Below are 12,557 nucleotides of genomic sequence, written 5' to 3'. Positions count from 1 at the left end.
TGCGGGACCCGGACCCCGGGTGCCACGATGGGACCGGCCCCGCGGAAAGGATCCCCATGCAGCTCGATCTCCTGCTCGTCAACGCCACGGTCCGCACGATGGACCCCGCCCGGCCGCGGGCGTCGAGCCTGGGGGTGCACGGGGGGCGGATCGTGGTCCTCGACGACCCCGACGTCCCGGCGGCCGAGACCGTGGACCTGGGCGGGGCCACGGTGCTGCCCGGCTTCGTGGACGCGCACTGCCACACCGCGTGGTTCGGGCTGGGCCTCGCCGAGGTGGACCTGTCCGGGTGCTCCTCCCTGGACCGGCTCTACGCGGCCCTGGAGCAGGGCATGGCCGCCAAGCCGCGGGACGAGGAGTGGCTCATGGCCACCGGCTTCTACCCGGCCGGCGTGGGCGGGGCCCCGCCCGACATCGACGTCCTGGACCGGATCACCGGCAGCACGCCGCTGTTCGTCCGGCACACGTCCGGCCACGCCGCGGTGGTGAACTCGGAGGCGCTGCGCCGGGCCGGGGTGCTCGCCCCCGGCACCCCGGACCCGGTGGGCGGGCGGGTGGTGCGCGACGACGCCGGGCGGGCCACCGGCCTGGTCGAGGAGACGGCCCAGGCGATGGTCCAGGACCTGTTCCGCCCGTACCCGCTGGGCAAGGTCGTGGCGGCCCTGGGGCGGGCCACCGCCCGCTACGCCGCGGAGGGCATCACCACGTTCGCGGAGGCCGGGATCGGCGGCGGCTGGATCGGGCACCACCCGGCCGAGCTGCAGGCCTATCAGCGGGCCCGTGAGGAGGGGCTCCTGCACGCCCGCGCGCAGGTGATGCCGGTGCTGGACGTGCTGCACGGGATCGGCGGTCTCGGCGAGGGCACCGCCCGCGGCCTGGACCTCGGGCTGCGCACCGGGTTCGGCGACGACGAGCTCGTGCTGGGACCGGTGAAGGTCTTCGTCGACGGCTCGCTGCTCGGGGAGACCGCCGCGGTGACCGAGGCCTTCTGCGGCAGCGGGCACTCCACGGGGTACTTCCAGGAGGACCCCGAGCAGATGGCGGCGGCGATCCGCGGGGCCTACCGGGCGGGCTGGTCGGTGGCCGCCCACGCGATCGGGGACCGGGCCGTCGACTTCGCGATCGACGTGCTCACCGGGTGCCAGGACGCGCACGGTCGCCGCCGCTTCCCCAACCGGATCGAGCACGCGAGCATCACCCGCCCCGACCAGCTGCCGCGGCTCGCCGCCGCCGGGATCTGCGTCACCCCGCAGATCGGCTTCCTGCGCCCCATGGGCGCGCAGTTCCGCCGGCTGCTGGGCCCGCGGCGCACGGACTGGACCTACCGGGGCCGCAGCTTCCTCGACGCGGGCGTGCGGATCGCGGGCAGCTCGGACCGCCCGGTGGCCGACGGCGACGTGCTGCGCTCCGTCCAGGCCTGGACCGACCGTCTCGACGGGGACGGCCGCCGCTTCGGCCCCGCCGCCGAGCGGCTGGACGTCATGGAGGCGCTGGCCGCCTACACCTCCGAGGCCGCGGCCGCCCTGGGGATGTCCGACCGGATCGGCTCCCTGGCCGTGGGCAAGCAGGCGGACCTGGTGGTGCTCGAGCAGGACCCGGTGGAGGTGCACCGGCGCGGGGGGTCGGTGGAGCACATCGGCGTGCGCGCCACGTGGCGCGGCGGCCGGCTCACCCACCGGGCCGGTTGAGCCCGCCGCCCCGGGCACGCCGCGGGGGACGAGTCCCTGGCGGCCTCCGGATCCGGCCGCCCGTGCGCCGGCGGGCCGGTCAGCTCTCGACCAGGATCCCGTCCTCGTCCGCCCACACGGTGCGGCCGGGGCGGAAGGTCACGCCCTCGATGACGACCGGCACGTCCTGCTCCCCGACGGCGTCCTTGGCGGACTTGCGCGGGTTCGAGCCCAGGGCCTTGACCCCCAGGGGCAGCCCGGCGAGGGCGACCCGGTCCCGGACCGGCCCGTTGACGATGACACCGGCCCAGCCGTTGCGCACGGCGGACTCCGCGATCATGTCCCCCATGAGGGCGGTGCCCATCGAGCCGTGCCCGTCCACCACCAGGACCGCCCCCTCCCCCGGGGAGTTGAGCACCGCCTTGACGAGGCCGTTGTCCTGGAAGCAGCGCACCGTGCGCACCGGGCCGGTGAAGGCGCGCACCCCGCCCAGGTCGAGGAACTGGCGCGGGCAGGACATCAGCTGCTCGCCGCGCTCGTCGTAGAGGTCGGCGGTGGTGAACGGGCGCGGATCGGTCATCTGCTGCTCCTCGGCATGCGGTGGTGGTCTCGGGGCCAGCCTAGTCAGCGGCGCCCTGCGGTTCGGCCCCGGCCCGCTGCGCGGAGCGCGCGTCCTCCTCCGCGGGGGCGGGACCGGTGGCCGTGCCCAGCGGGAGCTCCTCGATCAGCAGGGACAGCACCAGGCACGCCGCGGCCACCGGCAGCCCCCACAGGTAGAGCGGGGGCAGGGCCTGGGCGAAGGCCTGCGCCACCGCCTCCTGCGCCGGGGCGGGCAGGGACGCGAGCACCTGCGGGCTCAGCGCGTTGACGTCCGGCCCGGCCGGGAACGGGACGTCCCCGAGGACGCCGTCGAGCCGGGCCACGAACACCGAGCCGAACACCGCGATCCCGAAGGAGGCGCCGGTCTGCCGGAAGTAGTTCGAGGCGGAGGTCGCGGCCCCCACGTCCGCCGGCGGCACGGCGTTCTGCACGATCAGCACGAGGTTCTGCATGAGGCAGCCGATCCCGAGGCCGATCACGACCATGCCGGTGGCCGTCAGGACATAGGGGGTGCTCTCGTCGATCGTGGAGAGCAGCACGAGGCCCGCGGCCATCACCGCCGAGCCCAGCACCGGCCACAGCCGGTAGCGGCCGGTGCGCGCGATCCGGCGCCCCGTGCCGATGGTGCCGACGAGCATCCCGGCCGTCACGGGGATCATCATCAGCCCGGCCGCCGTGGCCGAGGCGCCCTCCACCATCTGCAGATAGGTGGGCAGATAGGTGATCGTGGCGAACATGATCACGCCCATCCCGACGGCCGCCGCCGTGGGCACCACGAAGTTGCGCACCCGGAACAGGTGCAGCGGGATGATGGGCTCCGCGGCGCGGCGCTCCACCAGCACGAACAGCCCCGTCAGCACGGCCACCGCGCCGGCCAGCCCGAGGACCGGCGGGCTGGTCCAGGGGTGGACGGTGCCGGCCCAGGTGGTCAGCAGCACGAACGCGGTGCTGCCCGCGGCCAGCACCGCGGCCCCGAGCACGTCCAGCCGCACCCGCCCCCGCGGGACGTGCGGCAGGTGCAGGAAGCGCGGGATGAACACGAGGGTCACCAGGCCCAGCGGCAGGTTGATGTAGAACACCGAGCGCCAGCCCACGAGGTCGGTGAGGAATCCGCCCAGCAGCGGCCCGCTCACCGAGGCGAGGCCGAAGGCCGCCCCGATCACGCCCATGTACCGCCCGCGCTCGCGCGCCGGGACGAGGTCCGCGATGATCGCCTGCGCCCCGATCAGCAGGCCTCCGCCGCCGAGGCCCTGCAGGGCGCGGAACACGATGAGCTGGGTCATGTCCCGGGCGGCGCCGGCCAGGACCGAGCCGAGGAGGAAGACCACCACGGCGACGAGGAAGATCCGCTTGCGCCCGAAGAGGTCGCCCAGCTTCCCGTAGACCGGCAGGCCCACCGTGGCCGCCAGCACGTACGCCGTGACCACCCACGAGATGCGGTCCAGCCCGTCGAGGTCCCCGACGATCGCGGGCAGGGCCGTGGCCACGATCGTCTGGTCGAGGGCGGCCAGCAGCACGGCCATCAGCAGCCCGAGGAACGTGAGCCGCAACTGGCGCTCCTCGGAGCGTGCGGGAGCTCCGGTCACCGGGTCAGCGATCGACCTTGACGACGGAGCCGTTGGCCACGTTGACGTACACGTCCGCAGAGGTCCCGTTGGGGTCGTCGACGTCGACCTCCCACACCGTGGTGCCGTCCTCCGTCTCGAGCTGGGCGCCGTCGAGCGTGCCGTCCACCTCGTCCAGCGCGGTCCGGACGGCGTCCTCCAGCGGGACCTGCACCTCGGCGACCCGCTCGCGGTCCTCCTGGTCCAGCTGGTCGTCGCCCTCCTGCGGGGTGACCTCGGAGCCGTCCGGGGAGACGTCGACCTCCTTCTCCCGGTCGCCGACGGCGAGCTTGACCTCCCAGCCCTCCTCCCCGTCCTTGCGGTCGATCTCGAAGACCTGGCCCCCCGCCACGGCCTCCTCGGCGGCGACGACCGCGCCCACCACGGTCGCGGCCTCGCCCCCGCCGCCGGGCGAGGAGGTCGGGGACGCGCTCTCGTCGCCGGTCGCCGAACCCGACGGGGACGCGCTCTCCTCCCCGGTCGCCGAACCGGACGGGGACGCGCTCTCGTCCCCGGTCGCCGGGTCCGAGGGCGTGGCCGACGCGCTCCCGGCGCCGGCGGTCGCGTCCTCGGTGCCGGTGGGCTCGGCGGGGGCGCTGGTCCCGGCTCCGCCGGGAGTCTCCTCCCCGCCGCCACCACCGGCTCCACCGTCGCCGCAGCCGGCCAGCAGCAGCGCCGAGACCGCGAGCGCGGCGAGGGACAGGGCCTTTTGATCAGTGTGCTTCATACCAGGATTGTTCCCCCGGTGCGGCGTCCTGGCAAGAGGTCCGCCGCCGCGCCTGCCGCCGTCGACGCGGCTCACAGGCACCACGTCTACTATCCTGGAGAGCGCCTGACCCGAGACCGCGGGCATGCGCACCGCGATCGACGCCAGGAAGGAGGCGGCATGGGATTCCTCGAGAACCTCGAGAAGAACATCGAGAAGGCCGTCCGCGCCGCCTTCACCACCGGCTCCCGCAAGCGGGTGGAGGCGGTCGAGATCGCCAGTGCCCTGCGCCGCGAGCTGGACCAGGAGGCGTTCACCATCTCCGCCGGCCGGACCATGGCCCCCAACGTGTTCGTCGTGGAGTTCTCCGACGAGGACTTCCCCCGCGCCCAGGACTGGGGCACGCCGCTGGCCGAGGAGCTGTGCGACGTCGTGATCAAGCACGCGCGCAGCCAGGCCTACACGCTGCAGGGGGCGGTCAAGGTCTCCTTCACCCACAACCCCGAGGTCGAGGCCGGCGAGTTCCGCGTGCACTCCTCGGCCCAGCGCACCGCCGAGTCCCCGAACACGCCGGGCACCCCGAGCGGGCACCGGATCGCCCGCGGCCACCGCGACCCGGAGGACGAGCCCACGCAGGCCGCCCCCGTGCAGGCCGCACCGGCGCCGCGCTGGATCCCGGTGCTCGACGTCGAGGGCGAACGGTTCTCCATCAACGCGGACTCGATCGTGCTGGGCCGGTCCGCCGAGGCGGACATCACCGTGGAGGACACCGGGGTGTCCCGCAAGCACCTGGAGATCCGCCGGCAGGGCGAGCACTTCCTGGCCGTGGACCTCGGCTCGACCAACGGTTCCTACGTGGACGGGGAGCGGGTGATCGGCCGCTCCGAGCTGGTCAACGGGTCCGTGATCACCATGGGACGGACCCGGATCACGTTCCGCCTCCTGACCCCGAAGGGGAACCGCTGAATGTCCGAGCTGACCGTCACCCTCCTCCGCTTCGGGTTCCTGGCCCTGCTCTGGATCTTCATCTTCAGCATCGTGGCCAGCCAGGGACGTGACCTGGCGGTCGGCGGGAAGCTCCCCGCCGTCCCGGGCCGGTCCCGCGCCGACCGGCGCGCCGCGGCCGCGGCGCCGGCCCCCGAGCCGGCCGCGCCGCCCGCGGCCGGCCCCACCACCGGCCAGCAGCGCTCCCTCCCGCAGACCCTCGTGGTACTGGAGGGCCCGCTGCAGGGCCGCAGCTACGCCCTGGGCAGCGCACCCGTCCTGCTGGGCCGCTCCCCCGAGGCCACCGTCCCCCTCGGCGACGACTACGCCTCAGGGCGCCACGCCCGGCTCTTCCCGCAGGGCTCCCGCTGGTTCCTCGAGGACCTCGGTTCCACCAACGGCACCTTCGTGGGCCAGCAGCGCCTCTCCCGGGCCGTGCCCCTCGACGCCGGGACCCCGTTCCGGGTGGGCAAGACCGTCCTGGAACTGAGGTCCTGACGCATGGCGATCGCCTTCCGCTACGCCGCGCGCTCGGACGTGGGCAGGGTCCGTTCGAAGAACGACGACTCCGCCTACGCGGGCCGGCACCTCGCGGTGGTCGCCGACGGGATGGGCGGGCACGTGGGCGGGGACGTCGCCTCCGCGTCCGCGGTCATGGACCTCACCTCCCTCGACCGGCCCGACCACCACGGCGACGGCGCCACCGTGCTCGCGGACGAGATCCAGAACGCCAACCAGAACCTGGCCCGGCTGGTCCTGGGCAACCCCCGCCTGGGCGGGATGGGGACCACCGTGACGGCGCTGCTGGCCGACCAGGACGAGATCGTCGTCGCCCACATCGGCGACTCGCGGGCCTACCGGCTGCGGGGGGACGAGTTCCGCCAGGTCACCCGGGACCACACGTTCGTGCAGCGGCTCATCGACGAGGGACGGCTGCGCCCGGAGGAGGCGGAGTCCCACCCGCACAAGAACGTCCTGATGCGCGTGCTCGGGGACGTCGACGCCTCCCCCGAGATCGAGGTGGAGACCGTCCGCCCCGAGATCGGCGAGCGGTGGCTGCTGTGCTCGGACGGGCTCAACGCCGTGGTGCGGCCCGAGACCATCGAGTCCGTGCTGCGCTCCGGGGACGACCTCAACCAGATCGTGGACACCCTCGTGGAGCTGACCCTGGACCGCGGGGCGCCGGACAACGTCACCGTGGTCGTGGTGCAGGTCTTCGCGACCGACGACGACGCCCCGGTCGCGCCGCGGACCGGCGAGACGCGCGGAGCGGTCCCGGACCCCGGCTTCGCCCTCACCTCCGACGAGATCACCGGGGACGCGAAGGCCGCCCCGGAGGCCGCGGAGTCCTCCGCCGCCGTCCTGCGCCGCGACCTCGCCGCCCGTCCGCACCTGCTGGTGGGCGCCGCCGCCAACGCGACCCAGACCGGGCGCATCCCCACCGTGAGCGACAGCATCCTGCAGCGCCGCGCGACCCTGCTGCAGACCTCCGCGCCGGACGCCCTGGCCGACCCCCACGAGGTCGAGTCGGCGCTGCACCGGGCGGAGGCCGCCGCCCCGTCCTCGCGCCGGCGCCGGAACAGGGGCGCGTTCACCGTCCTGGCCCTGGCCACGGTCGGGCTGCTGCTGGTGGCCGGCGGGTGGCTGACCACCAACTGGATCAACTCCCAGTACTACGTGGGCGAGCAGCAGGGCAACGTGGCCATCTACAACGGCGTCTCCCAGTCGCTCGGCCCGGTGAGCCTCAGCGACCTCGAGCGCACCACCGACCTGCGGGTCGAGGACCTGCCCGGCTACACCCAGGAGCGGGTCCGCAACGCCATCCCGGCCGGGAGTCTGGAGGAGGCGGAGCGGATCGTGCAGGAGCTGCGCGAGTCCGCCCCGGACGCCGGCCGCACGCCGGAGCCGCGCCCCACCGGCACCGTCCGCCGCGCCACCTCCTCCCCCGGCACGTCCGCGGACGCGTCGCGCACGGCGTCGCCCACGGCGTCCCCCACGGCGTCCCCCGCCGCGAGCCCTGGAGGTGACCGATGAGCTCCACCGCCGGAACCCGCTCCCCCGAGGAGCTCGCCGAGGCCCGGCCGAAGCCGCGGCGGCTCACCGAGCTGCTGCTGCTGGTCGTGGCCGTGGCCGTCGGCGTGGGCGCCAACATCCTCGTGGACCCGGACCAGCTCGGCTCCGGGGACCGGCACATCCTGGTCTCCGGCCTGGTCCTGGGCGTCGGCGCGCTGGTCCTGCACGTGGTGGTCCGTCTGCGGGCCAAGTACGCGGACCCCTACGTGCTGCCCATCGTGGTGGCCCTCAACGGCCTCGGCGTCGCGATGATCCACCGCATCGACCTCACCACGGAGCAGTCCGCGGCGCAGTCCCAGGTGCTGTGGACCGCGCTGGCGATGACCGCCGCCGGCCTGGTGCTGTGGTTCCTCAAGGACCACCGGGTGCTGCGCCGGATCACCTACATCTCCCTGGTGCTCAGCGGCCTGCTGCTGCTCCTGCCCCTGCTGCCGGGCCTCGGCGTGGAGCTCAACGGCGCGCGGATCTGGATCTCCGTGGGCGGGCGCACCTTCCAGCCGGGCGAGGTCGCGAAGATCACCCTGGCCGTGTTCTTCGCCGGGTACCTCTCGACCAACCGCGACCTCATCCTCCTGGCCGGCAAGAAGCTCGGCCCGCTGCGGCTGCCGCGGTTCCGGGACATGGCCCCCATGTTCGCCGCCTGGCTCGTGGCCATCGGCGTGCTGGTGTTCCAGCGGGACCTTGGCTCCGCGATCCTGTTCTTCGGCCTGTTCCTGGCCATGATCTACCTCGCCACGAGCCGGCTGAGCTGGATCGTGATCGGCCTGCTGCTCGTGGCCGTCGGCGGCTTCTTCGCGAGCCGGGTCTTCGGCCATGTGGCGGCGCGCCTGGACTCCTGGCTCAACGCCTTCGACCCGGAGGTCTTCAACCGGGCCCCCGGCGGGTCCGCCCAGATCGTCCAGGGCCTGTTCGGGCTCTCCTCCGGCGGCCTGTTCGGGCAGGGCCTGGGCCAGGGCCGTCCGGACCTCGTCTCCTACGCCAACTCGGACATGATCATCACCGCGTTCGGCGAGGAGCTCGGCCTGATCGGGCTCGGCGCGATCCTGATGCTCTTCTTCCTCTTCGTCAGCCGCGGCTTCCGGGCCGCCCTGGGCACCCGGGACGCCTTCGGCAAGCTGCTCGCCGCGGGGCTGTCCGCGGTCATCGTCCTGCAGCTGTTCGTGGTCGTCGGCGGGGTCACCCGCCTCATCCCCCTGACCGGCCTCACCACCCCGTTCATGTCCGCCGGGGGCTCCTCGCTGCTGTCCAACTGGATCATCGCGGCGATCATCCTGGCCATCTCGCACACGGCCCGCCGGCCCGTGGTCACCGGCCCGGCCACCGAGGCCGATCTCGCCGAGATCGCCGCCTACGAGGCCGCCCTGCGGGAGGCCTCGCGGCGGGACGAGCAGGAGCGCGCCGAGCGGCGGGAGCGCCGGCTCGGAACGGGCCGGGATGCGGACGGGCCCGGGCGGCCCGCCGGCGACCGCACCGCGGAGGGGCCGGCCGCGCGCCCGGACACGGCCCGCCAGCACGTGGTGCCCGACGACACCGGGGCGACCGAGCCGATCGCGGCCGCCGGCCCGGGCGGGCGCCGCGGCCCGGAGGACGACCCGGCCGACGACGGCACCCCCACCGAGGCCATGTCCCGCCTCACCGACCAGGACCGCCGCACCCCGGGCGGTCCCCGGCGCACCGAGAACGGAGGAGCATCGTGAACCGGGCGATCCGACACACCTGGGTGGCCGGCGTGGCGATCTTCACCGTACTGCTCCTGGCGCTGACCTACGTGCAGTTCTTCGCGGCGCGCACCCTCGAGGCCCACCCGTGGAACAACCGCAGCCTCTACGACCAGTTCGGCGCGGACCGCGGGGCGATCCTCGTGGACGGCGACGCGAAGGCCTCCTCCACGCCCTCGGAGGACGACTTCGAGTACCAGCGCGTCTACACGGACCCGCTGCTGTACGGGCACCTGACGGGCTACTTCTCGCTGGTCTACGGAGCCACCGGCCTCGAGGCGGCCCTGGGCGAGGAGCTCTCCGGCGCGTCAGACGACCAGTTCTACGACCGCGTGGTCTCGATGTTCTCCGGGGACCAGCCCACGGGCGCGTCGGTCGAGCTGACCATCGACCCGGAGCTGCAGCGGACCGCGGCCCAGCTGCTGGAGGGCCGCCAGGGCTCGATCGTCGCCCTCGACCCGAAGACCGGCGCGATCCTCGCCATGGTCTCCAGCCCCGGCTACGACCCCAACGAGCTCGCCTCCCACGACTCCGGCTCCGTGATCGCCGCCGCCGACCGGCTCAACGCGGACCCGGCGGCGCCGCTCGTCAACCGTGCGATCTCCGGCGACCTGTACGCCCCCGCCTCGACGTTCAAGATCATCGACACCGTGGCGGCCCTGGAGTCGGGCGAGTACACCACGGAGTCCTCGATCCCGAACCCGCAGGAGCTGCCCCTGCCCGGCACCGACGTGACCCTGCCCAACTACGTGGGCGGGGGGTGCACCGCCCGCCCCGAGGCGGACCTGGAGTTCGCGCTCGAGCAGTCCTGCAACACCCCGTTCGCCTCGATCGCCCTGGACCTCGGGGACGAGGCGATCCGGCAGACCGCCCAGAACTTCGGCTACGGGGAGTCGCTGTCGGTGCCGCTGAAGGTGACGCCGTCGCTCTTCCCGGAGGAGCTCAACGAGTCCCAGCTCGCGCTGTCCGCCATCGGCCAGTACGACGTGCGCACCACGCCCCTGCAGGTCGCCATGACGAGCGCTGCCATCGCGAACGACGGCGTGCAGATGAAGCCCCAGCTCGTGGAGACGGTCCGCTCCTCCGACCTGTCCGTGATCGACGAGTTCGCCCCGGAGCAGCTGCGCCGCTCCACGAGCGCGGACGTCGCCCGGACCGTCTCGGACCTCATGGTCGAGGTGGTCGACGACGGCATCGCCCGCGGGGCGGCCGTGCCGGGCGTCCGGGTCGCCGGGAAGACGGGCACCGCCGAGATCGGCTCGGACGAAGGCCTGAACGACGCCTGGTTCACGGGCTTCGCCCCGGCCGACGACCCCCAGGTGGCCCTCGCCGTCGTCTTCGAGGACGTGGACGTGGCGACGGGCGCCTCTCTGACCAGTCCGAGCGCCAAGCAACTCTTCGAGGCGGTGTTGAACAAGTGAGACCTTCGTCGAGCACCGTCCTGGGCGGGCGCTACGCACTGACCGATCGGATCGCGATCGGCGGCATGGGTGAGGTCTGGAAGGCCAAGGACCGGGTCCTGGGCCGCATCGTCGCCGTGAAGATCCTCAAGGAGGAGTACAACGGCGACCCCAACTTCCTGCAGCGCTTCCGCGCCGAGGCGCGGCACACCGCCCTGCTGAACCACCCGGGGGTCGCGAACGTCTTCGACTACGGCGAGGAGGAGGGCTCGGCCTTCCTGGTCATGGAGCTCGTCCCGGGCGAGCCGCTGTCCAACATCATCGAGCGGCGCAAGACCCTGGACCCGGACACGGTGCTGAACTACATCGGGCAGACGGCGCGGGCGCTCGCGGCCGCGCACGCGCAGGGCCTGGTGCACCGCGACGTGAAGCCCGGCAACCTGATCATCACCCCGGACAACCGGGTGAAGGTCACCGACTTCGGGATCGCCCGCCTCGCGGACCAGGTCCCGCTCACGGCCACCGGCCAGGTGATGGGCACCGCCCAGTACCTCGCCCCGGAGCAGGCCACGGGCCAGACCGCCACGGGCTCCTCGGACATCTACTCCCTGGGCATCATCGGCTACGAGTGCCTGGCCGGGCGCCGGCCCTTCACCGGGGAGTCGCAGATCGCGATCGCCCTCGCCCAGGTCAACGACCCGCCGCCCGCGCTGCCCGAGGACGTGCCGGACCCGGTGCAGGCCCTCGTGATGTCCATGCTCGCCAAGGACCCCAAGGACCGCCCGGCCACGGCGGGGGCCCTCGCCACCGCCGTGGACGCGCTGCGCCGCGGGGACGAGGCCGCCGCGGTCGCAGCCGTGCCCGGGATGCGGGCCTTCCTCGACCTGCCCGACGACGAGCCCACCCAGGCCTTCGAGCCCGTCGCCGACGCGCCGACCCGGCTGCTGGAGCGCGACGGCACCGCCCGGGCGGCCGGCGCCGGGGCGACCGCCGCCGGGGTGGCCGCCGCCGCGGGTCCGGCGCGTCCCATCACGGCCGAGCTGGACGTCGTCGGGCCTCCCCGCGGGCCGGGCGACGGCGCGGACCCCGCTCCGCCGGAGGAGCGCCGCCGGGAGCGGCGCTCGGTGTGGGCGTGGTTGCTGCCGGTGCTGCTGACGCTGGGCCTGCTCGCCGGGCTGCTGTGGTTCTTCCTCCTCCGGGAGCCCGCGGCCGTGACCCCGGAGCCGACCCCCACGGGCACGGTCTCCACCACGGTCGTGCCGGAGCCGACGACCGCCCCGCCGGCCGACGCGGCGGAGACCGTGGAGGTCCTGGCGGCCCGGTACGAGGGCCGCCCGGTCGACGACGTGGTCCAGGAGCTGTCCGACCTCGGCTTCCGGGTCGAGCGGCAGGGCCAGACCTCGGACCGGGAGGAGAACGCGGTCCTGTCCGTGAACCCCGTCGGCCAGGTGCAGCGGGGGGCCACCGTCACGGTGTCCTTCTCCACCGGCCCCGACACCGTGGAGCTTCCCTCCGGGATGGTCGGGCAGCAGGCGGACCCGCTGATCGACCAGATCCGGCTGCTCGGGGTGAACATCATCCGGTACGACGAGCCCACCGAGGACGCCGCGCCGGGCACGGTGCTGCGCACCCAGCCGCTGGGCGGCTCGACCGTGCGCCCCGGCGACACCATCGAGATGTGGGTGGCCGCGGCGCCGGAGAGCGCCCCGGCCGCCGAGCCGTCCCCGACGCCCTCCCCGACCTCCTCCGCCGCTCCCACCGCGACTCCCACCGCGCCGCCGACCGGGCCCGGCCGGGAGGGCTGA

10 protein-coding genes are annotated in these 12,557 nt (G+C 74.1%); 7 read left to right on the top strand and 3 right to left on the bottom strand.

Annotated features, from left to right (window positions below; translation table 11 throughout):
* The first annotated feature begins 56 nt into the window (after positions 1 to 56).
* On the top strand, positions 57 to 1,688 hold the full coding sequence (locus ACWCOM_RS14540) for an amidohydrolase (RefSeq protein WP_454549463.1): 1,632 nt from the start codon (positions 57 to 59) through the stop codon (positions 1,686 to 1,688).
* A gap of 79 nt (positions 1,689 to 1,767) precedes the next feature.
* Here ACWCOM_RS14540 and rraA read toward each other — a convergent pair whose 3' ends face one another.
* The 3 genes from rraA to ACWCOM_RS14525 are packed head-to-tail and all read right to left on the bottom strand — an operon-like array spanning position 1,768 to position 4,598.
* On the bottom strand, positions 1,768 to 2,247 hold the full coding sequence (rraA, locus tag ACWCOM_RS14535) for a ribonuclease E activity regulator RraA (protein WP_454549462.1): 480 nt from the start codon (positions 2,245 to 2,247) through the stop codon (positions 1,768 to 1,770).
* A 40-nt stretch (positions 2,248 to 2,287) separates the two neighbouring features.
* Positions 2,288 to 3,817: an MDR family MFS transporter gene (locus tag ACWCOM_RS14530; RefSeq protein WP_454549461.1), complete on the bottom strand. Its 1,530-nt coding sequence runs from the start codon at positions 3,815 to 3,817 to the stop codon at positions 2,288 to 2,290.
* A gap of 40 nt (positions 3,818 to 3,857) precedes the next feature.
* Entirely contained in the window at positions 3,858 to 4,598 is a 741-nt protein-coding gene (locus ACWCOM_RS14525) for a PepSY domain-containing protein (protein ID WP_454549460.1), read from the bottom strand.
* Between the two features lie 159 nt (positions 4,599 to 4,757).
* Between ACWCOM_RS14525 and ACWCOM_RS14520 the strand changes: the two genes are divergently transcribed.
* From ACWCOM_RS14520 to ACWCOM_RS14495, 6 genes are read left to right on the top strand one after another with little or no spacing between them, the layout of a single operon-like run.
* Complete coding sequence (locus ACWCOM_RS14520; protein WP_454549459.1) at positions 4,758 to 5,543, top strand: FhaA domain-containing protein; 786 nt, start codon at positions 4,758 to 4,760, stop codon at positions 5,541 to 5,543.
* Positions 5,544 to 6,059 (top strand): FHA domain-containing protein FhaB/FipA, encoded by a 516-nt coding sequence (locus ACWCOM_RS14515; RefSeq protein WP_454549458.1) that lies wholly within the window; start codon positions 5,544 to 5,546, stop codon positions 6,057 to 6,059. It begins immediately after the preceding gene.
* A 3-nt stretch (positions 6,060 to 6,062) separates the two neighbouring features.
* Complete coding sequence (locus ACWCOM_RS14510; protein ID WP_454549457.1) at positions 6,063 to 7,595, top strand: PP2C family protein-serine/threonine phosphatase; 1,533 nt, start codon at positions 6,063 to 6,065, stop codon at positions 7,593 to 7,595.
* Positions 7,592 to 9,331: an FtsW/RodA/SpoVE family cell cycle protein gene (locus ACWCOM_RS14505; RefSeq protein ID WP_454549456.1), complete on the top strand. Its 1,740-nt coding sequence runs from the start codon at positions 7,592 to 7,594 to the stop codon at positions 9,329 to 9,331. The genes ACWCOM_RS14510 and ACWCOM_RS14505 overlap by 4 nt, the downstream gene beginning before the upstream one ends.
* The gene (locus ACWCOM_RS14500; protein ID WP_454549455.1) at positions 9,328 to 10,773 is read left to right on the top strand and encodes a peptidoglycan D,D-transpeptidase FtsI family protein; all 1,446 of its coding nucleotides are present in this window, start codon (positions 9,328 to 9,330) and stop codon (positions 10,771 to 10,773) included. Before ACWCOM_RS14505 ends, ACWCOM_RS14500 begins: the two co-directional genes overlap by 4 nt.
* The gene (locus ACWCOM_RS14495; protein WP_454549454.1) at positions 10,770 to 12,557 is read left to right on the top strand and encodes a protein kinase domain-containing protein; all 1,788 of its coding nucleotides are present in this window, start codon (positions 10,770 to 10,772) and stop codon (positions 12,555 to 12,557) included. The genes ACWCOM_RS14500 and ACWCOM_RS14495 overlap by 4 nt, the downstream gene beginning before the upstream one ends.

The organism is Kocuria sp. KH4 (assembly GCF_053711175.1).
This window is presented reverse-complemented; position numbering and strand designations above follow the sequence as displayed.